The 19,903-nt window shown below is 73.1% G+C and carries 19 protein-coding genes and 2 tRNA genes; 12 read left to right on the forward strand and 9 right to left on the reverse strand.

The annotated features are described in order from the left end of the window. Positions 1-84 (reverse strand): CDP-glycerol glycerophosphotransferase family protein (locus AB0O40_RS28890; RefSeq protein ID WP_365047882.1); only part of this gene is annotated, 84 nt, incomplete at its 3' end. Between the two features lie 41 nt (positions 85-125). Further along, complete coding sequence (locus AB0O40_RS28895) at positions 126-695, reverse strand: PPA1309 family protein (RefSeq protein ID WP_365047830.1); 570 nt, start codon at positions 693-695, stop codon at positions 126-128. 127 nt (positions 696-822) lie between these two features. Between AB0O40_RS28895 and AB0O40_RS28900 the strand changes: the two genes are divergently transcribed. The 4 genes from AB0O40_RS28900 (at position 823) to AB0O40_RS28915 (ending at position 6,140) form a co-directional block, all read left to right on the forward strand. Next, positions 823-3,702, forward strand: a complete 2,880-nt coding sequence (locus AB0O40_RS28900; protein WP_365047884.1) for a UPF0182 family protein — start codon at positions 823-825, stop codon at positions 3,700-3,702. 98 nt (positions 3,703-3,800) lie between these two features. Then, a tRNA-Met gene (locus AB0O40_RS28905) sits at positions 3,801-3,874 on the forward strand. A gap of 206 nt (positions 3,875-4,080) precedes the next feature. Continuing rightward, positions 4,081-5,988 carry a tetratricopeptide repeat protein gene (locus AB0O40_RS28910; RefSeq protein ID WP_365047832.1) on the forward strand — a complete coding sequence of 636 codons (1,908 nt, stop codon included), beginning with the start codon at positions 4,081-4,083 and terminating at the stop codon, positions 5,986-5,988. Positions 5,989-6,066: 78 nt separating this feature from the next. Further along, a tRNA-Met gene (locus tag AB0O40_RS28915) sits at positions 6,067-6,140 on the forward strand. 122 nt (positions 6,141-6,262) lie between these two features. Here the strand turns inward: AB0O40_RS28915 and AB0O40_RS28920 are convergent. Continuing rightward, entirely contained in the window at positions 6,263-6,673 is a 411-nt protein-coding gene (locus AB0O40_RS28920) for a Fur family transcriptional regulator (protein ID WP_365047834.1), read from the reverse strand. A gap of 168 nt (positions 6,674-6,841) precedes the next feature. Between AB0O40_RS28920 and AB0O40_RS28925 the strand changes: the two genes are divergently transcribed. Next, the gene (locus tag AB0O40_RS28925; protein WP_365047836.1) at positions 6,842-8,293 is read left to right on the forward strand and encodes a catalase; all 1,452 of its coding nucleotides are present in this window, start codon (positions 6,842-6,844) and stop codon (positions 8,291-8,293) included. A 62-nt stretch (positions 8,294-8,355) separates the two neighbouring features. On the opposite strand, the gene AB0O40_RS28930 is transcribed toward AB0O40_RS28925, so the two are convergent. Further along, complete coding sequence (locus AB0O40_RS28930) at positions 8,356-8,748, reverse strand: CBS domain-containing protein (RefSeq protein ID WP_365047838.1); 393 nt, start codon at positions 8,746-8,748, stop codon at positions 8,356-8,358. A 175-nt stretch (positions 8,749-8,923) separates the two neighbouring features. After that, entirely contained in the window at positions 8,924-9,724 is an 801-nt protein-coding gene (gene hisN, locus AB0O40_RS28935) for a histidinol-phosphatase (RefSeq protein WP_365047840.1), read from the reverse strand. A 167-nt stretch (positions 9,725-9,891) separates the two neighbouring features. Between hisN and AB0O40_RS28940 the strand changes: the two genes are divergently transcribed. Continuing rightward, positions 9,892-10,509, forward strand: coding sequence for a TetR/AcrR family transcriptional regulator (locus tag AB0O40_RS28940; protein ID WP_365047842.1), 618 nt, complete (start codon positions 9,892-9,894; stop codon positions 10,507-10,509). Here the strand turns inward: AB0O40_RS28940 and AB0O40_RS28945 are convergent. The 4 genes from AB0O40_RS28945 to AB0O40_RS28960 all read right to left on the reverse strand — a co-directional run bounded on the left by AB0O40_RS28945 (position 10,475) and on the right by AB0O40_RS28960 (position 14,127). Beyond that, positions 10,475-10,798: a multidrug efflux SMR transporter gene (locus AB0O40_RS28945; protein WP_365047844.1), complete on the reverse strand. Its 324-nt coding sequence runs from the start codon at positions 10,796-10,798 to the stop codon at positions 10,475-10,477. The two genes, AB0O40_RS28940 and AB0O40_RS28945, sit on opposite strands and share 35 nt — an antisense overlap. A 152-nt stretch (positions 10,799-10,950) precedes the next feature. Further along, complete coding sequence (gene rsgA / locus AB0O40_RS28950; RefSeq protein WP_365047846.1) at positions 10,951-11,961, reverse strand: ribosome small subunit-dependent GTPase A; 1,011 nt, start codon at positions 11,959-11,961, stop codon at positions 10,951-10,953. Between the two features lie 4 nt (positions 11,962-11,965). Beyond that, positions 11,966-13,303 carry a 3-phosphoshikimate 1-carboxyvinyltransferase gene (gene aroA / locus AB0O40_RS28955; RefSeq protein WP_365047847.1) on the reverse strand — a complete coding sequence of 446 codons (1,338 nt, stop codon included), beginning with the start codon at positions 13,301-13,303 and terminating at the stop codon, positions 11,966-11,968. A 110-nt stretch (positions 13,304-13,413) separates the two neighbouring features. Then, positions 13,414-14,127: a M50 family metallopeptidase gene (locus tag AB0O40_RS28960; RefSeq protein WP_365047849.1), complete on the reverse strand. Its 714-nt coding sequence runs from the start codon at positions 14,125-14,127 to the stop codon at positions 13,414-13,416. Between the two features lie 53 nt (positions 14,128-14,180). On the opposite strand from AB0O40_RS28960, the gene AB0O40_RS28965 reads away from it, so the two are divergent. From AB0O40_RS28965 to AB0O40_RS28990, 6 genes are all read left to right on the forward strand, one after another. Then, positions 14,181-14,996 carry an SOS response-associated peptidase gene (locus AB0O40_RS28965; protein WP_365047851.1) on the forward strand — a complete coding sequence of 272 codons (816 nt, stop codon included), beginning with the start codon at positions 14,181-14,183 and terminating at the stop codon, positions 14,994-14,996. Positions 14,997-15,012: 16 nt separating this feature from the next. Next, positions 15,013-15,690: an alpha/beta family hydrolase gene (locus tag AB0O40_RS28970; RefSeq protein ID WP_365047853.1), complete on the forward strand. Its 678-nt coding sequence runs from the start codon at positions 15,013-15,015 to the stop codon at positions 15,688-15,690. 105 nt (positions 15,691-15,795) lie between these two features. Next, complete coding sequence (locus tag AB0O40_RS28975) at positions 15,796-16,605, forward strand: sigma-70 family RNA polymerase sigma factor (RefSeq protein WP_365047855.1); 810 nt, start codon at positions 15,796-15,798, stop codon at positions 16,603-16,605. Beyond that, a complete protein-coding gene (gene rsrA / locus AB0O40_RS28980; RefSeq protein WP_365047857.1) occupies positions 16,602-16,904 on the forward strand; it encodes a mycothiol system anti-sigma-R factor in 303 nt (100 codons plus the stop codon). The genes AB0O40_RS28975 and rsrA overlap by 4 nt, the downstream gene beginning before the upstream one ends. A gap of 200 nt (positions 16,905-17,104) precedes the next feature. Beyond that, positions 17,105-18,520, forward strand: coding sequence for an HD-GYP domain-containing protein (locus tag AB0O40_RS28985; RefSeq protein WP_365047859.1), 1,416 nt, complete (start codon positions 17,105-17,107; stop codon positions 18,518-18,520). Further along, positions 18,517-19,806: an HD domain-containing protein gene (locus tag AB0O40_RS28990; protein WP_365047861.1), complete on the forward strand. Its 1,290-nt coding sequence runs from the start codon at positions 18,517-18,519 to the stop codon at positions 19,804-19,806. The genes AB0O40_RS28985 and AB0O40_RS28990 overlap by 4 nt, the downstream gene beginning before the upstream one ends. Positions 19,807-19,903: the final 97 nt, after the last annotated feature.

Raw genomic sequence — 19,903 nt, forward strand, 5'->3', positions numbered from 1 at the left:
GTAGTCCTCCAGGTCGGGGGCGTGCAGCAGCACCGGCCGGCCGGTCAGCGTCATGTCGCACATCAGCGAGGAGTAGTCGGTCACCAGCCGGTCCGGGGGCCCCGCCGTCTCCCATGAGGGGACGGCTACTCCGCGAAGGTCGCGGCCAGCGCCTCGGCCAGCCCCGGCACCAGGTCCGCGCCGGTCAGCACCTCGCTCGCCGAGTCCTTGTCCTTCAGCCGGATCGCCGACTCGCGCGCGCCGTCCCGCAGCACCGCCACGGTCATCCGCACCTCCTGCCGCTCCGGGTGCTGCGCCACCCACGCGGCCAGCTGCTTCTCGCCCAGCCCCTCCGGTACGGAGGCCTCCGCGGACGGCGGCAGCATCAGCCGCTCCAGGGACAGCGCGCAGCCGGTCACCGCGCCGGGCCAGGCGATGGTGCCCAGGAACTCGTCCAGGGCGGTGCCGGCCGGCAGCTCGTCCTGGAGGACGGGGGTCAGGGTGGCCGCGCCGCTGTCGGTGGCGTCGAGCCCGAGCTGGGCGGCCAGCCCCGGCTCCTGGACGCGCAGCTTGGCGGTGTCGACCAGGGCGAACAGCCGGGCCGGCTGGTCCCAGCCGAGGCCGGCGGCGTATTCGTCGATCTCGAGGACGGCACGGGTCAGCGGGCTGGCCGCCATGGGGGTGCCGGAGGGGGAAACGTTGGACATGGGCAACATCCTGCCTCCTTTCACCGCGATACCGGGAACTGACTAAAGCCTCAGTAAGTTGCAGGAGTGGGCTCTACGATCGGGGGCCCGCTCGACCCGACCCAGCGACTTCGAGGTGCGCACCTTGGCTTTCCAGATGCCGGACCGCGGCGGAGGCCCTTCGGGGCCACGGATCAGAGTCGGCCGCCCCTCCCGGCGCGCCCGGACCCTGCTGATGACACTGGGCGTCCTCGCCGTCCTGGGCATGGCCTTCGTCATGTTCGCGGGCTTCTGGACGGACTGGCTCTGGTACCGGTCCGTGAAGTACTCGACGGTCTTCACCACCACCCTGTGGACCAAGATCGGCCTGTTCGCCGTCTTCGGCCTGCTGATGGCCCTGGCGGTGGGCTTCAACATCTGGCTGGCGCACCGGCTGCGGCCGCCGCTCAGCGCGATGTCGATGGAGCAGCAGAGCCTCGACCGCTACCGGATGGGCATCGCCCCGTTCAAGAAGTGGCTGCTGACGGCCATCGCGGCGCTGGTGGGCCTGATCGCCGGCGCCTCGGCCGCCGGCCAGTGGCGGACCTGGCTGATGTACGTCAACGGCGTGTCCTTCGACAAGAAGGACCCGCAGTTCGGGCTGGACGTGTCGTTCTACGCGTTCGACCTGCCCTGGTACCGCTTCCTGCTGGGCTTCGGCTTCGCCGCGATCGTGCTCTCGCTGATCGCCGCGGCCGCCGCCCACTACCTGTACGGCGGCCTGCGGCTGACCAGCCCCGGCGCCCGCGCCACGGCGGCGGCCACCGGCCACCTCTCGGTGCTGCTCGGCCTCTTCGTCTCGCTCAAGGCCGTCGCGTACTGGCTCGACCGGTACGGCCTGGCGGTCAAGTCCAGCGACTTCAAGGCCGCCGACAACTGGACCGGTCTGCGGTTCGTCGACGCCCAGGCGTACCTGCCGGCCAAGACGATCCTCTTCTGCATCGCCGCGATCTGCGCCGCGCTGTTCTTCGCCACCCTGTGGCGGCGGACCTGGCAGCTGCCGGTGATCGGCTTCGGCCTGATGGTGCTCTCGGCGATCCTGATCGGCGGGCTCTACCCGGCGATCGTGCAGAAGTTCCAGGTCCAGCCGAACGAGCAGGCCAAGGAGTCGCCGTACGTCCAGAAGAACATCAAGGCGACCCGCGAGGCCTACGGCATCGACGACACCGAGGTCACCGGGTACTCCGGGCAGCCGAACACCGATGACAAGGACAAGCTCCGGGGCGACGCGAACAGCGCCGCCAGCATCCGGCTGCTCGACCCGAACATCGTCTCCCCGGCCTTCCAGCAGCTCCAGCAGAACAAGGGCTACTACGGCTTCCCGTCCACCCTCGCGGTCGACCGGTACAAGGGCCAGGACACCGTCATCGGGCTGCGCGAGCTGAACCTCCAGGGCATCCCGAAGAACAACTGGATCAACGACCACTTCCGCTACACGCACGGCTACGGCGTGGTGGCGGCCAAGGGCACCGAGGTCACCCCCGACGGCACCCCCGTCTTCACCGAGTCCGGCCTGCCCTCCAAGGGCACGCTCGGCGCGTACCAGCAGCGGATCTACTACGGCGAGGAGACCAAGCAGTACTCCATCGTCGGCGGCCCCCAGCTGGAGCTCGACTACGCCGACGACAAGGGCGAGAAGGAGACCCGCTACGAGGGCAAGAGCGGGGTCAACCTCGACAACCCGCTCAACCGCGCCGCGTACGCGCTGGCCTTCAGCGAGCCGCAGATCCTCTACTCCGGCGCCATCGGAGAGGGCTCGCGGATCCTGTACAACCGCACGCCCAAGGAGCGCGTGGAGGCGGTCGCCCCCTGGCTGACCATCGACGGCGCCGCCTACCCGGCGGTCATCGACGGCCGCATCCAGTGGATCGTCGACGCCTACACCACCACCAACGGCTACCCCTACGCCTCGCGCACCACCCTGGGCGAGAGCACCGCCGACTCGCTGACCAACTCGCAGCGCGCCGTGGTCGCGCAGGAGAACCGGGTCAACTACATCCGGAACTCGGTCAAGGCCACGGTCGACGCGTACGACGGCACGGTCAAGCTCTACCAGTGGGACACCAAGGACCCGGTCCTCAAGACCTGGATGAAGGCGTTCCCGGGCACGGTCGAGAAGCGGGCCGACATCCCGCAGGGCCTGCTGGCGCACCTGCGCTACCCGCAGGACCTCTTCAAGGTCCAGCGCGAGCTGCTGACCCGGTACCACGTCTCGGACCCGCAGACCTTCCTCAGCGGCAGCGAGGTGTGGTCGGTCCCCAAGGACCCGACCACCAAGGAGGGCACGGCCGTCCCGCCGTACTACCTCTCCATGAAGATGCCGGGCCGCTCGGCCCAGGACTTCTCCCTCACCTCGACGTTCACCCCCAACGGCCGCGACAACCTGAGCGCGTTCATGGCGGTCAACGCCGACCCGGGCACCCCCGACTACGGCCGGATCAGACTGCTCAAGCTGCCGACGACCAACCCGGTCGACGGACCCAAGCTGGTGCAGGCGAAGTTCAACTCCAAACCGGAGATCGCCCAGCAGATCAACATCCTCAGCCGGGGCGACTCGCAGGTGGAGTACGGCAACCTCCTCACCGTCCCGCTCGACGGCGGCATGCTCTACGTCGAGCCGGTGTACGTCCGCGGCGGCGGCCTGAAGTACCCGCTGCTGAAGAAGGTCCTGGTGACCTACGGCGACCGGATCGCCTTCGAGGACACCCTGGAGAAGGCGCTGAACGTCGCCTTCGGGGCGGAGCCGGCCACCAAGCCGCCGGGCGAGGACACCGGCAACCCGCCGGACACCTCCACGCCGGTCAAGAACCCGACGGTCAAGCAGGCCCTGGCGGACGCCACCAAGGCCCTCGAAGCCGCCGACAGCGCCATGAAGGCCGGCGACTGGGCGGCCTACGGCAAGGCCCAGGACGACCTCGAAGCCGCGCTGAAGCGGGCCTCCGAGGCCGAGAACAAGGCGGCCACCCAGCCGCCGGCGACCAAGCCCCCGGGCCAGTAGTCGCAGGTCCGAGCGCGTTCCGTGCGGGCGGTCCCGGCCGCCCGCACGGAAACGCGGTCGGGGACCGCCCCGCCACCGTGATACTGTGGTTTCACCGACGCGGGGTGGAGCAGCTCGGTAGCTCGCTGGGCTCATAACCCAGAGGTCGCAGGTTCAAATCCTGTCCCCGCTACTGCGAACGAAGGCCCGGATCCCTTGGATCCGGGCCTTCGTCATGTGACCCGTCATATGCCGGTTTCCGGATGTGTCCCCCGGTAGGGGTGAGTTGGGGCGGGACCGTGTTTGACTTGTCTCTCTGTGGGCATGTCGACAAAACCGCGGGGCGACCATCACGGGCTGCGGCATACCAGGTGTACGCGGGTTGCAGGTGATGCGACGATGGGATTTATGGGGGACAGGTCAACTCTGCTGGAGACAGGGCGGTTTGTGCGGGCGGATTCCGACGAAGCGAAGGCGATGGACACACAGGCCCGCCGGACCGGCGTCGTACCGCCCGGTACCGCGCCGACCGGCACGCAGACGACCGGGACCGGGTCGGGGGACGGCGTACTGACCGACGCCGCCACCGAGGCCGCGCTGGCCGACGCCGTCAACGAAGCGGTTTCGGACGCCGAGCTCGAGGCCCGGTACCGCCCCGCCGCCGAGGGCGGTGACCCGGGCGCCATGAGCGTGCTCGGGGCGCTGCTGCTGCGCCGCGGCGACCTCGACGGCGCCGAGCCGCACCTGCGCGGCGCCACCGCCGCGGGCGACCGCGCCGCCGCCAACAACCTCGGCGTCCTGCTGCTCCAGCGCGGGTACGCCGACGAGGCCGCGGGCTGGTGGCGGGTGGCGGCGGTGGCCGGTTCGGCCCCCGCGGCGCACGCCCTGGGCCGTCACTACCGCGAGCGGGGCGACGAGCCGGCCGCCGAGTACTGGCTCCGCCAGGCGGCGGAATCCGGCCACGCCCTGGGCGCGTACGCCCTCGCCGACCTGCTCGAGCACCGCGGCGACCCGGGCGCCGGGCCCTGGCTGCGGGCCGCCGCCGAGCAGGGCCACCGCGAGGCCGCCTACCGGCTGGCCCGGCATCTACGCGCCAAGAACCCGGCCGAGGCCGAGCAGTGGTACCGGCAGGCCGCCGCCCGCGGGCACCGCCGCGCCGCCCTGCACCTCGGCACGCTCCTGGAGGCGCGCGGCGAGCTCAAGGAGGCCGGCCGCTGGTACCTGACCTCCGCCAAGCAGGGCGAGGCCCGGGCCGCCTGCGCGCTCGGCTTCCTGCTGCGCGACGCGGGCGACGAGGAAGGCGCCGCCTCCTGGTGGCTGCGCGCCGCCGGCGAGGGCGACGGCAATGCCGCCAACGCCCTGGGCGCGCTGCACGCCGCCCGGGGGGAGACCCAGACCGCCGAGCGCTGGTACCGCGCCGCCATGGACGCGGGCGACGACAACGGCGCGTACAACCTCGGCCTGCTCTGCGCCGCGCAGGACCGCATCCAGCAGGCCGAGCAGTGGTACCGGCGGGCCGCCTACGCCGGGCACCGCGAGGCCGCCAACGCCCTGGCCATCCTGCTGCTCCAGGCCGGGGACGCGGCCGGGGCCGAGCCGTGGTTCTCCAAGGCCGCCGAGGCCGGCAGCGTGGACGCCGCCTTCAACCTCGGCATCCTCTTCGCCAGCCGCGACGAGGACCGCTCCGCGCTGAAGTGGTACGAGCGGGCCGCCGCGGCCGGCCACACCGACGCGGCGCTCCAGGTCGGCATCGCGCTGGTCCGCGACGGTGAGGAGCGGGCGGCCGAGCGCCACCTGCGCTGCGCCGCCGGCGGCGGCAGCGCGGAGGCGGCCTTCCGGCTGGCCTCGCTGCTGGAGTCGCTGCAGCCGCCGCCGGAGCCGGTCGCGCTCGGCGAGAGCCACGCGGAGCGGACCGAGAGCGAGGAGTGGTACGAACGCGCCGCCGAGCAGGGCCACCGGCGGGCCCAGGTGCGGGTCGGGATGCTCGCGGCCGGCCGGGGCGAGCTGGGCGCGGCCGCCCGCTGGTACCGGGAGGCCGCCGAGGCGGGCTCCCGCAACGGCGCGTTCAACCTGGGCCTGCTGCTGGCCCGGGAGGGCAGCGAGCCCGAGGCCGCCCTGTGGTGGACCCGGGCCGCGGTGGCCGGGCACGGCCGGGCGGCGCTCCGGCTGGCCCTGCTGGCGGCCCGGCACGGCGACCTCACCGAGGGGCAGAAGTGGTGCGCCCGGGCGGTGGAGCTGGGTCCGGCCGAGGTGGGCGAGCGGGCGGCCCGGCTGAGCGCGGCGCTGGCCGAGGAGCTGACGGCGTAGCCGTCGGCGGGCCCGGGGCCGGGCCCGCCGAATGGATTTGCCCTGTCGGCAGCCGTCCCGTAGTGTTGGGTTCACCGACGCGGGGTGGAGCAGCTCGGTAGCTCGCTGGGCTCATAACCCAGAGGTCGCAGGTTCAAATCCTGTCCCCGCTACTCAGCACTGAGGGCCCGGATCCTTTTGGATCCGGGCCCTCAGTCGTTCCCGCAGGCACCCGGGACACGGCGAAGGGCCGCTCCGGGGGAGCGGCCCTTCGGCAGGTGGGTCGGGGTGGGGCTCAGGCGCAGTTCGGGCAGACGCCGCGGTAGGTGACCTCGACGTCGGAGACCACGAAGCCGAAGCGCTCGCTGTCCGGGAGGTCGGCCAGCGGGTTGCCCGCCGGGTGCACGTCCCGGATCGCGCCGCACACGGCGCAGACCAGGTGCTGGTGCGGCCGGTGGGCGTTGGGGTCGTAGCGCTTGGCCCGGCGGTCCGTGGAGACCTCCAGGATCTCGCCCAGGGAGACCAGTTCGCCGAGCGTGTTGTAGACGGTGGCCCGGGAGATCTCGGGCAGCTTCGCCACGGCACGGGCGTGCACCTCGTCGGCCGTCAGGTGCACGTGGTCACCGTCGAGCACTTCGGCCACGACGCGTCGCTGTGCCGTCATGCGCCAGCCGCGTCCGCGCAGCCGATCCAGCAGGTCACTCATAAACGCCAGCCTAACAGCGGGGGAACCCGGTGTAGATCCCGAACCGATACGAACTTGGATGCTTACTTGGCTTAGACAATGTCCATTGTAGGATCGGTTCAGATATTGACCAAGGAGCAAGACGGCTCGGCCGGGGACAGGACCGGCAGGACGACGCAGGAGGCGCACGTGACGCAGGGACCGCTCACGACGGAGGCCGGGGCACCGGTCGCCGACAACCAGAACAGCGAGACGGCCGGCGTCGGCGGCCCGGTGCTGGTCCAGGACCAGCTGCTGCTCGAGAAGCTGGCCCACTTCAACCGCGAGCGCATCCCGGAGCGCGTGGTGCACGCCCGCGGCGCCGGCGCCTACGGCACCTTCACGGTGACCGCGGACGTCACGCCGTACACGCGCGCCGCGTTCCTCTCCGAGGTCGGCAAGCAGACGGAGACCTTCCTGCGCTTCTCCACCGTGGCGGACTCCCTCGGCGGTGCGGACGCCCGCCGGGACCCCCGCGGCTGGGCGCTGAAGTTCTACACCGAAGAGGGCAACTACGACCTCGTCGGCAACAACACCCCGGTGTTCTTCATCAAGGACGCCATCAAGTTCCCGGACTTCATCCACACCCAGAAGCGCGACCCGTACACCGGCTCCCAGGAGGCGGACAACGTCTGGGACTTCTGGAGCCTGTCGCCCGAGTCCACCCACCAGGTGACCTGGCTCTTCGGCGACCGGGGCATCCCCGCCTCGTACCGCCACATGAACGGCTACGGCTCGCACACCTTCCAGTGGAACAACGAGGCCGGCGAGGTCTTCTGGGTCAAGTACCACTTCAAGACCGACCAGGGCATCAAGAACCTCACCCAGGCCGAGGCCAACGCCCTCGCCGGCGAGGACCCGGACTCGCACCAGCGCGACCTGCGCCAGTCCATCGAGCGCGGCGAGTTCCCGACCTGGACCGTGCAGGTGCAGATCATGCCCGCGGCCGAGGCGGCGACCTACCGCTTCAACCCGTTCGACCTCACCAAGGTGTGGCCGCACGAGGACTACCCGCCGATCGAGATCGGCAAGCTGGAGCTCAACCGCAACCCGCAGAACGTCTTCGCCGAGGTCGAGCAGTCGATCTTCAGCCCGGCGCACTTCGTGCCCGGCATCGGCCCGTCCCCGGACAAGATGCTCCAGGGCCGCCTCTTCGCCTACGGCGACGCGCACCGCTACCGCGTCGGCATCAACGCCGACCACCTGCCGGTGAACCGCCCGCACGCCACCGAGGCGCGGACCAACTCCCGTGACGGCTTCCTCTACGACGGCCGGCACGCGGGCGCCAAGAACTACGAGCCCAACTCCTTCGGCGGTCCCCAGCAGACCGGCCGTCCGCTGTGGGTGGGCTCCGCGGTCACCGGTCTCACCGGCGACCAGGCCGCCCCGGTGCACGCCGAGGACGACGACTTCGTGCAGGCGGGCAACCTCTTCCGCCTGATGTCCGAGGACGAGCAGGGTCGCCTGGTCGACAACCTCGCGGGCTTCATCGCCAAGGTCTCGCGCGAGGACATCGTCGAGCGCGCCATCGGCAACTTCCGCCGGGCGGACGCCGACTTCGGCAAGCGGCTGGAGGCCGCGGTCTCGGCCCTGCGCGGCTGATCCGACCGCATTGCCGCGGGCGACGGGCCGGCACCCTTCCGGGGTGCCGGCCCGTCGGCGTCTCACGCGGGGACGGTACGGCGGGCCGGGACCCAGCAGCGGATCACGTCGCGGACCGAGACGATGCCCACCGGGCCGCCTCCCTCCAGGACGATCAGGTGCCGGAAACCGCCGTGCGCCATGGCCTCGGCGGCCTCCAGGACGGTGGCCTCCGGGGTGCAGAAGACGACGTTGTTGGTGGTGTGGGCGGCGACGGTCTCGCGGTCGGGATCATGGCCCGCGCCCAGCGAGTTGAGGATGTCGCGCTCGGTCAGGATGCCGATGCCGCTGGTCTCGGGGTCGAGCACGACCGCCGCGCCGACCCGGCGGCCGGACATCAGCGTGGCGGCCTGCCGGAGGGTGTGGGCGGGTCCGAGGGTGAGGATCAGGGTGCTCATGGCGTCGCGGACGAGCATGGAGTCAGCCACCTCCTGGGGTTGAGATCCCCCGCCCGGGCGGGCGCTTAGAGAAGGATTTCACAAGCGCACAAGCGGAGGATTTTCAGATTCCCACGACCGCGAAGCGTCATCAAGAGGGCACGCTCGGTGCGCGGGGGCGTCAGCCGCCCGGCGCACCGGCCCGGTTCGGGGTTCAGCGGGCGTTCAGGTGCCCCAGCAGCTCGTCGTGGAGCAGGCCGTTGGAGGCCGCCGCATTGCCGCCGTCGACCCCGTCGACCCCGTCCAGGCTGGTGAACCGGCCGCCCGCCTCCTGGACGACCACCGCGATGGCGGCCATGTCCCACAGGTTCAGCTCCGGCTCCGCGCACAGGTCCAGGGAGCCCTCCGCGACCATCATGTACGGCCAGAAGTCGCCGTAGCCGCGGGTCCGCCAGCAGGCCCGGGTCAGCTCCAGGAAGCCGGGCAGCCGGCCCTGCTCCTCCCAGCCGCTGAGCGAGGAGTACGCGAAGGAGGCGTCGGAGAGCGCCCCGACCTCGGACACCCCGATCCGGCGCTCCGCCGCCAGCGGGCCGCCCGCGAAGGCGCCCGAGCCCTCGGCGGCCCACCAGCGGCGGCCCAGCGCGGGCGCCGAGACCACGCCCACCACCGGCCGGAAGACGCCCTGCGCGTCGGCCTCCATCAGGGAGATCAGGGTGGCCCAGACGGGCACGCCCCGGACGTAGTTCTTCGTGCCGTCGATCGGGTCCACCACCCAGCGCCGGGGGCCCCCGCCGACCAGGCCGTACTCCTCGCCGAGGATCGCGTCCTGCGGCCGGGCCTCGGCCAGCAGCCGGCGGATCACGGTCTCGGTGGCGGTGTCCGCCTCGCTCACCGGGGTCATGTCCGGCTTGGTCTCCACCTTGAGGTCCAGGGCCTGGAAACGGGCCGTGGTGACCTCGTCGGCGGCGTCCGCGAGGCGGTGGGCAAGGCGCAGGTCATCGTCATACACGGGCATGGCCGAAACAGTATCGGCCCGCCCCGGCGGCCGACCACACGCGCCCGCCGCCGTCTCAGGCATCGGGCACGCGGGGACCCTTGACACCTCGTCCCGGCCCGTCAACGCTGGCCGGGACCGTGGCCTGCCGGGTCCCCCCGCCGGCGGCCGGGGAAGGGGAGGCGATCATGCCGACAGCACGCGAAGCCCTGCTCGAGGCCGCGGGACTGGCCCTGGCGGCCCGCCCCTGGCCCACCGTCAGGATGGTCGAGGTGGCCGCCGCGGCCGGGGTCTCCCGGCAGACCCTCTACAACGAGTTCGGCGGCAAGGAGGGCCTGGCCCACGCCCTGCTGCGGCGCGAGACCGACTGGTACCTGGCCGGGGTGGACCGGCTGCTGGGAGGCCCGGCCGGCGGCCGCGAGCGGCTGGTGGCGGTGGCGGAGTGGACCGTGCGGGCGGCCCGCACGCACCCGCTCTTACGCGCACTGCTCACCGGCTGCTGGGACCAGCGGCTGCCGGCCCCCTGCCGTACGCCCCCGCGCGCCCCCTCGGGCGTACCGGGGCGGTGGCGGGCCGGACCCGCGGTGCCGGGGCCGGGGGAACTGGCCCGGGCGGTACGGGAGCGCGCCACGGCCGCCCTGGAGCCGGGGGAGTCCACCGCGCGCCGGTGCGAGCTCGCCGTGCGCCTGGCGCTGTCGTACGTGCTCGTCCCGGGCGAGGAGCCGCCGGAGGCGGGGCTGGGGGAGCTGCTGGGGGCGGCGGAGCGGCGGCTCAGTGAGCGGAACCGGAGAGCTGGAGGCCGATGACGCCCAGGATGACCAGGGAGATCGAGAGGATCTTCAGGGTGGAGACCAGGTCGCCGAGGAAGACCATGCCGTAGATGGCGGTGCCGGCCGCCCCGATCCCGGTCCACACGGCGTACGCCGGGCCGACGTCCAGCTTCTTCAGCGCCAGGGTCAGCAGACCGAAGCTGCCGAGGGCGAAGGAGGCGAAGGCGACCGTGGGCCACAGCCGGGTGAAACCGTGGGACAGCTTGAGGCAGACCGCGAAACCGGTCTCCAGGATCCCGGCGACCACGACCAGCAGCCACGCCATGATGCATGCCTCCCCGCACTCGGTGACTGCTTCGCGTCACTTGGTGCGATTATGCATTTACCAGACGTACCCCCCGGCAAACGTCGATCACCGGAGCGCCGCGCGGGCGGCACGGGATGCGCGGGTCCCCGCCCGCACATCCCGGGGGCCGGTCAGTCGCCCTCGCGGCGTTCGCGGGTGGCCAGCAGGCGGCGCAGGGAGTAGAGGCGGGCCGGGTCGGCGTGGCCCTGCTCCACCCACTCGTCCAGTGCGCAGTCCGGCTCGTCGTGGCTGCACGCGCGCGGGCAGCCCTCGGTACCCGGGACCAGGTCCGGGAAGGCCAGGATCACCCGGGACGGGTCGACGTGGTGCAGCCCGAAGGACCGCACGCCCGGGGTGTCGATGACCCAGCCGTCGCCCGAGGGCAGCGGCAGCGCCAGCGCGGAGGTGGTGGTGTGCCGGCCCCGGCCGGTCACCGCGTTCACGTGGCCGGTGGCCCGCCGCCGGGCCTCGGTCACCAGGGAGTTCACGAGCGTGGTCTTGCCGACGCCGGAGTGGCCGACGAAGGCGGTGATCCGGCCGTCCAGGTGCTCCCGGACCCGGTCCGCCGCGTCGCCGTTCTCCAGCTCCTCCCGGTTGACCACCACGTGGGCCAGGCCCAGCGTGGCGTACGTCTCCAGGATCTTCTCGGCCGGTGCCAGGTCCGACTTGGTCAGCACCAGCAGCGGCTCGAGCCCCGCGTCGTACGCGGCCACCAGGCAGCGGTCGATCAGCCGGGGCCGCGGCTCCGGGTCCGCCAGCGCGGTGACGATCGCCAGCTGGTGGGCGTTGGCGACCACCACGCGCTCGTACGGGTCGTCGTCGTCGGCCGTGCGCCGCAGCACCGACCGGCGCTCGGCGATCCGCACGATGCGGGCGAGCGTGTCCTTCTTGCCGGACAGATCGCCGACGAGGGAGACGGTGTCCCCGACCACGGCCGCCTTGCGCCCCAGCTCCCGGGCCTTCATGGCCAGCACCTGGCGGTCCTCGACCAGGCAGGTCAGCCGGCCCCGGTCGACCGTCAGGACGAAGCCGTCGGCCGCGTCCTCGTGCTTGGGCCGGATGTTCGTCCGGGGCCGGTTGCCCTTGGGGTTGGGGCGGGACCGGATGTCGTCCTCGTCGGTGTTCTTGCCGTACCGGCGCATCGCGTCAGGCTCCCGAGCCCGCGAGCATGTCGGCCCACATCCGCGGGAAGTCCGGCAGCGTCTTGGCGGTGGTGGCGACGTTCTCGATCTGCACCCCGGCCACCGCCAGGCCGATGATCGCACCGGCGGTCGCCATCCGGTGGTCGTCGTACGTGTGGAACACCCCGCCGTGCAGGCGGCGCGGCCGGATGTGCAGGCCGTCGGCGGTCTCGGTGACGTCCCCGCCGAGTTCGTTGATCTCCTTGGTGAGGGCGGCCAGCCGGTCCGTCTCGTGCAGCCGCAGGTGGGCCACGCCCCGCAGCACCGACTCGGAGTCGGCCAGCGCGGCCACCGCCGCGATGCCCGGGGTCAGCTCGCCCACCTCGCTCAGGTCCACGTCGATGCCGTGGATCGTGCCGGAGCCGGTGAAGACCAGGCCGTCGTCGGTCAGCTCGCAGGAGCCGCCCATCTCCGTGAAGATGCGGCGCAGCTCGTCGCCGGGCTGGGTGGTGCGGCGCGGCCAGTCGGGGATCGTGACGGTGCCGCCGGTGATCAGCGCGGCGGCCAGGAACGGCTGGGCGTTCGACAGGTCCGGCTCCACCACCAGGTCGCGGCCGAGCAGCGCGCCGGGGGAGACCCGCCAGACGTTCTTCTCGCCGCCCGACTCCGGGGTGTCCACCTGGGCGCCGGCGGCGCGCAGCATGTCCACGGTCATGCGGATGTGGGGCATCGACGGCAGGGTGTCGCCCACGTGCCGGACCTCGACGCCCTGGTTGAAGCGCGGCGCCGAGAGCAGCAGCGCGGAGACGAACTGCGAGGAGGAGGAGGCGTCGATCTCGACGGTGCCGCCCTCCAGGGCGCCCGCGCCGTGCACGGTCATCGGGAGCGCACCGCGGTCCTCGTCGTCGATCCGGGCGCCCAGTGCGCGCAGCGCCGTGATGACCTGGCCCAGCGGCCGCTCGTACGAACGCGGGTCGCCGTCGAACCGGATCGGGCCGTCCGCCAGGGCGGCCACCGGCGGCAGGAAGCGCATGACCGTGCCCGCGTTGCCCACGTCCACGGTGGCCGGGCCGGCCAGCCCGGCCGGGATGACCCGCCAGGCCTCGCCGCTGGCGCCGGCGGCCGAGCTGGAGGAGACGGTCTCCTCGATGCCCACGCCCAGCGCCCGCAGCGCGTCCGACATCAACTGGGAGTCGCGCGAGCGCAGCGGCCGGCGCACCCAGCCGGGCTCGGCGGCCAGCGAGGCCAGCACCAGGGCGCGGTTGGTGACCGATTTGGACCCCGGCACGGTGACGGTGGCACGGACGGGCCCGTCCGCGAGCGGGGCGGGCCAGAGGGCGGGGGGAGCGGGGGTCTCGGTCATGGCCCTCACTTTAGTTGCTCCCTCCACCGGACCCCCGCCCGCGACCGGCCCGTCTCAGGGCGTGGAAGGGCGGGTGTCGAGCCGGGCCGGAGCGGCCGGTCGCGGGTGGGTCAGAGGCCGAGCAGCCAGCGCCCGCCGCCGGTCAGCGAGCAGAGCGAGACGGCGTGGAAGAAGAGCAGCCAGACGACCGGGTGCACATGGGTCAGCCGCCCCAGCTGGTCGGCGTCCGAGTCGGGGGCCCCGCCGTGCCGGCGCTTCGCGCCCAGCTCGAAGCCCGGCCGCACCCCGCCCAGCAGCAGGAACCACACGACGCCGTACGCGAAGAGGGACTGCACGTCGGCCGGGGCCAGCCAGGAGACCAGCAGGAAGGTGCCGCCGGTGAGGAGCACGGTCAGCGCGCCGTAGCCGTTGCGGATCATCACCAGCATCGCCAGCAGCAGCGCGGTGGCCACCCACAGCAGCAGGGTGATCCGGTGCGCCGAGAGCAGCCAGGCGCCGCCCAGCCCCAGCAGCGGCGGCGCGGTGTAGCCCGCGGCGGCCGTCAGGATCATCCCGATCCCGCTGGGCCGGCCCCGGCTGACGGTCAGCCCGCTGGTGTCCGAGTGGAGCCGGATGCCGTCGAGGCGGCGGCCGGAGAGCACGGCCACCAGGCCGTGCCCGCCCTCGTGGGCGATGGTGATGGCGTTGCGGGATATCCGCCAGAGCGGCCGGGGCAGGACCACGGCCAGCGCGATCACGGCCGTGACCACCACCAGCCACCGGTCGGGCGCGGGCTGCAGGCCGGTGAGCCGGTCCCACAGGCCGCCGAGAGGGGTGCTGTCCATCAGGTGGCGGACTCCTTGCCGTACGGGTGCCGGGTCATGGCAGTGTGGCAGCCATGTGCGGACGGTATGCATCCAGTCGTCGGCCCGAGGACCTGGTGGAGGCCTTCGGGATCGAGCGGTGGGAGCCGGCGGAGACCCTGGCGCCCGACTACAACGTGGCCCCGACCAAGGAGGTCCACGTCGTCCTCGACCGTCCCTTGAAAGACGCGCAGGACCCCACGCCGGTTCGCCAGCTGCGGGTGCTGAAGTGGGGCCTGGTCCCGTCCTGGGCCAAGAACCCCGAGGGCGCCGCCCGGATGATCAACGCCCGGGCCGAGTCCATACATGAGAAGCCGTCCTTCAAGAACCCCTTCATGCAGCGCCGCTGCATCATCCCCGCCGACGGCTACTACGAGTGGGTCACCGGCCGGGACGAGCGGGAGCTGGAGGTCGAGGGGAAGCGCAAGCGGGCCCGCAAGCAGCCGTACTTCGTGCTCCCCGCCGACGGCTCGGTCTTCGCGATGGCCGGCATCTACGAGTTCTGGCGGGACCGGACCCTGCCCGACGCGCACCCGGCCGCCTGGTGGGTGACCTGCTCGGTGATCACCACCGAGGCGGAGACCGCGCCGCTGGCCGGGGCCGGTACCGAGGGCCCGCGCTCGCTCGCCGAGATCCACCCGCGGATGCCGCTGATGCTCACCCCCGACCGCTGGGACGCCTGGCTGGACCCGCGCACCACCGGAGTCGAGCGGCTGCGCGGGCTGCTCGAACCGCCGCCGGGCGGCCTGCTCCGGGCCTATCCCGTCTCCACCGCCGCCAGCAGCGTCCGCAACAACGGGCCCGAGCTGCTGGCCGAACTCGACGCGCCTGAGCTGGGCACGCTGTGGTGACGGGCAGGATGGCGCCGTGACGCGTACGAAGACCCCCGCCGCGCCGTCGGCGCAGACCGTGGACACCCCGGCCGGCCCCGCCCGGATCACCTGGCACCCGGCGGCCGGCGCCCGCCTGGTGCTCGCGCTGGGCCACGGCGCTGGCGGCGGCATCGAGGCCCGCGACCTCCAGGCGCTGGCCGCCGCCCTGCCGGCGGCCGGGATCACGGTCGCACTGGTCGAACAACCCTGGAGGGTCGCTGGAAAGAAGGTCGCGGCCGCTCCCAAGGTGCTGGACGAGGGCTGGCGGGCCGTGTGGCCGGCGCTGGCCGCGCCCGGGCTGCCGGTGGTGGCCGGCGGGCGCAGCGCCGGGGCGCGGGTGGCCTGCCGCACCGCCCGCGAGCTGGGCGCCGTCGCCGTCCTCGCGCTGGCCTTCCCGCTCCATCCGCCCGGCAAGCCGGAGAAGTCCCGGGCCGCGGAGCTGACCGGAACCGGAGTGCCGACCCTCGTCGTGCAGGGCGGCCGGGACCCCTTCGGACGTCCCGAGGAGTTCCCCGAGGGCTCCTTCGACCTGGTGGAGGCGGCATTCGGGGACCACGGCTTCGCCGTCCCCAAGAAGGCCGAGCTGGGCCAGGAGGAGGTCCTGGCGAGTCTCACCGGAGCCGTAGCGGACTGGCTGGCCGGGCAGCGGGCCACAGGTCCCGGCGCGGGGTGACGGAGGTCCCATCCGCGGCCGCCGGGGCCCGGGAATGCCCGGCCGGGCACCTCTGTTGTGCCAGACGTCGGTACACGAGCACGCACGCCAGAGGAGAGGGACCGCATGGGTTCGACCATCTGCCCCAACCGCCCGCAGGCCGCTGACCTGGAGTGGACGGTGCTTTCGGGGTCGAAGTACGCCCCGTCTCGGGCGGCGGGCGGCCGGGATGGTCGACTATTCTCCGATTCGAGCGGGTCCGCCCACGGCCTCGCCACCGTGTTGGAGGAGGTGGGTCCTGTCACTGGGACCGACGACGGCCACGTGGAGGAGACGACCGCCGAGCGCAATGCGCGCTTCGAGCGGGACGCCCTCGGTTACCTCGACCAGATGTACTCCGCCGCGCTGCGCATGACGCGCAATCCCGCGGACGCGGAGGACCTCGTGCAGGAGACGTACGCGAAGGCGTACGCGTCCTTCCACCAGTTCCGCGAGGGCACCAATCTCAAGGCGTGGCTGTACCGCATTCTGACCAACACCTTCATCAACTCCTACCGCAAGAAGCAGCGCGAACCGCAGCGCAGTGCGGCGGAGGAGATCGAGGACTGGCAGCTGGCGCGCGCCGAGTCGCACATGTCGACCGGTCTGCGCTCGGCCGAATCGCAGGCGCTCGACCACCTGCCCGATTCTGATGTGAAGGAAGCGCTCCAGGCCATTCCGGAGGAGTTCCGCATCGCCGTCTACCTCGCCGACGTGGAGGGCTTTGCGTACAAGGAGATCGCGGACATCATGGGTACACCCATCGGTACGGTCATGTCCCGACTGCACCGTGGCCGCCGCCAACTCCGTGGAATGCTCGAGGACTACGCCCGTGAGCGCGGGCTCGTCCCGGCTGGTGCCGGAGAGTCGAACGACCGGAAAGGCTCGGGCTCATGAGCTGCGGAGAGCCGCACGAGACGGACTGCTCTGAGGTCCTCGACCACCTTTATGAGTTCCTCGATCACGAGATGCCGGACAGCGACTGCACGAAGTTCGAGACGCACTTCGGCGAGTGCTCGCCCTGCCTCGAGAAGTACGGCCTGGAGCAGGCCGTGAAGAAGCTGGTGAAGCGCTGCTGCGGTTCGGACGACGTGCCGACCGACCTGCGCTCCAAGGTGATGGGCCGGATCGAGATGATCCGGGCCGGCGAAGCGGTCCCGGACCACGACATCACCGCCGGTCCGGCCACGACCTGAACGCCCGTCGGGCGAACGCGTGAACAACCGCCCCTGGAAGCCGTCTTCGTTCACCCGAAGGTGCTAATCCGGGGGCACCCGGACGGCGCAATGCGAAATTGCCGCCCACCGGGCACTCCGCCCCCATATTCTCCCCATTCGGTACCGCCGTTTTCCGACGCGGTTCCGGACCTGCTCGGGCACACGGGGAGAGGAGCGCCATGCGGGCACTTCCGCCGGGGGCGCGGGTCTACATCCTGTGCGCCCTCCTCGGCGCGGGTGCCTGCGGGATCCCCGCGCTCCGCGCCGGCACCCCCTGGCTGACCGTCGGGGCCCTCGCGGCCCTGTACCTGTGCGTGGAGCTGGTGCGCGGCTGCCGCTTCCTGCGCGCCCGGGTCCCCGAGGGGATGGGCGCCTTCTTCCCGGTCGTGCTGGCCGCCGTCTTCCTGCTGCCGCCCGCCGCGGCGGCCCTGGTCGCGGTCCCCGGCGCCGTCGCCGGACGGGTGGACCGCCGACCGGCCGGGGTGCGCCGCACCTGGCACGCCGCCCAGCAGTCGGTGGCCGCCTGGGCCGCCGGCCACGCGTACGCCCTGCTGCACGGGCCGGCCGCGCTCGGCGGGCCGGGCCCCCACCGGCCCCCCGGCTTCCCCGAGGTGCTGCTGCCCGCCGCGGCGGCCTCCGTCGTCTTCTGCCTCGTCCTGACCCTGCTCGACGCGGGGATCCTGGTCACCGCCGAGCGGCGGCCGGCCCGGGCGGCCTGGCACGGCCTGCTGCTGCGGGCCCTCGTGCCCTTCTGCGTGCACGGCCTGGCCGGGCTGATGATGGCCGTGCTGTGGCACAGCCGCTACGGCTCCCCGGCGGCCCTGCTGGTGCTGCTGCCGATGTACATCTCCTGCTGGGTCTTCGCCCAGTACCACCGCGAGCGCGCCGCCCACCAGGCGACCATCCGGGCGCTGGTGCAGGCCGTGGACATCAAGGACCGCTACACCCGCGGGCACAGCGAGCGGGTCGGCCAGGCCTCCGCGATGATCGCCCGCGAGCTCGGCATGCCCGAGGACCGGCTGGAGGTCGTCCGGTTCGCCGGGATCCTGCACGACGTCGGCAAGCTCGGGGTGCCCACCCGGCTGCTGCGCAAGGACGGCCCGCTGACCCCGGACGAGCGCCGGGTCATCGAGCTGCACCCCGAGTACGGGCACGAGATGGTCCGGGGCATCGGCTTCCTCGGCGAGGCCCGGTCGGCGATCCTGCACCACCACGAGCGGGTGGACGGCTCGGGCTACCCGTACGGGCTCCACGGGGACCAGATCCCCGCGGTGGCCCGGGTGGTGGCGGTGGCGGACGCCTTCGACGCGATGACCTCCACCCGCTCCTACAGCCGTGCCCGGCCGGTCCGCACCGCCCTGACCGAACTGGACCGGTGCGCCGGCTCCCAGTTCGACCCGGAGATGGTCGGCGCGCTCGTCCGGGCCATCGCCCGGGAGGGCTGGAACCCGGTGGTCACCTCCGACGAGGACACCGTCGCGGTGGCCGCCCCCCGGGGCGCCGAACCCACCGCGACCACCCCCGGCGGGCTGCTGCCCGGACAGGGCACGGCCGTGCCCGGAGCGGCGCCGCGGGGCGCGGGGGGCGGCCGGTGACGGCCGCCGGCGCCCCGGCGGTGCTGCTGGTGCGGGCCGCCGCGGCCGTGCTGACCGCGGCCGGGCTCGGCTGGACCCTCTGGCACGGCGTGGCCGAGCCCGGCACCGCGCTGGCCTTCGCGGTCCTGATCACCGTCGGGGAGCTGGCCCGCCGGGACCGGCCCGGGCCCGGCCCCGCGGAGAACCGGCAGCCCGCCCCGCTCGGTGCCGCCGGCGCCCTGGCGTACGCCCTGCTCGGGCAGAACGCCGGCCAGCCCACCCACCACGGCGTCCTCCAGACCGTCGCCGTGGTCGTCGCGGCCGCCCTGGTCGGGGTGGTCCCGCAGGTGGCCGCCGGCCGCGGGCCCGCCCTGGACCACCTGGCCCGCCGGGTGCTGACGGTGGCCTTCGCCGCCGCCTGCTTCCAACCGCTGTCCAACTCCGGGCGGCTGGACGAGGGCATCGGGCAGGGCCCCCTGATGGCCGTGTTCCTGGTGCTGCTGCTCGGGCTCAGCGCGCTCTGCGACGCCGTGCTGGCCGCCGCGCTGGCCGGGGCCCGCACCGGCTGGCCGTACGGTCCGCTGCTCCGCGACGAGCTGCGGGCGCTGCCCGGCATCGGCTCGGCCATCTGTGCGACCGGGGTCGTGATGTCCCTCGGGGTGGCGGTGGCCGGGCTGTGGGCGCTGCCCGTCTTCTGCGTCCCGCTGCTGCTGACCCAGCTGTCCTTCCGGCGGATCTCCGCGGTCCGCACCACCTACCGGCAGACCATCACCTCGCTGGCCCGGGCCACCGAGATCGCCGGCTACACCCGGCCCGGGCACGCCCGCCGGGTGGCGGCGCTGAGCTGCGCGGTGGGCCGCGAGCTCGGGCTGACCGAGCGGGAGCTGACCGTGCTGGAGTACGCCGCCCTGATGCACGACATCGGGCAGCTCTCGCTGGTCGACCCGGTGCCCAGCGGGGCCACCGCCGCGCTGCCGGCCGCCGAGCGGGAGCGGATCGCCCGGCTCGGCGGCGAGGTGGCCCGGCAGACCGGCGTGCCGGCCGAGGTGGCCGTGGTGGTGGAGCGGCAGGCCGACCCGTACCGGGAGCAGCCGGTGGCGGCCCGGATCGTCCGGGCCGTCAACGCCTACGACGACCTGGCGGGCGGCTCCCCGTACCCGGGCGGCTCCCTGGCGGCCCTGGAGCAGCTGCGGCTGGCCACCGCGCACGAGTACCAGCCCGAGGTCGTGGAGTGCCTGGCACGGGTCCTCCAGCGCGACGGCGGCCGGTCCCGGCCGGCCGGAGTCACCGCCTTCCCGGCTGGGTAACCCATGGGTAATGAGCGGCCGTCCGAGCGGGCATGGTTGGATGCGAAGTGAGAGTGTCCGCAAGGCTGCACCGCAGGCCCAGCCCCGGCTGGGCGGG

The organism is Streptomyces sp. NPDC089919, assembly GCF_040684615.1.
GTDB lineage: Bacteria > Actinomycetota > Actinomycetes > Streptomycetales > Streptomycetaceae > Streptomyces.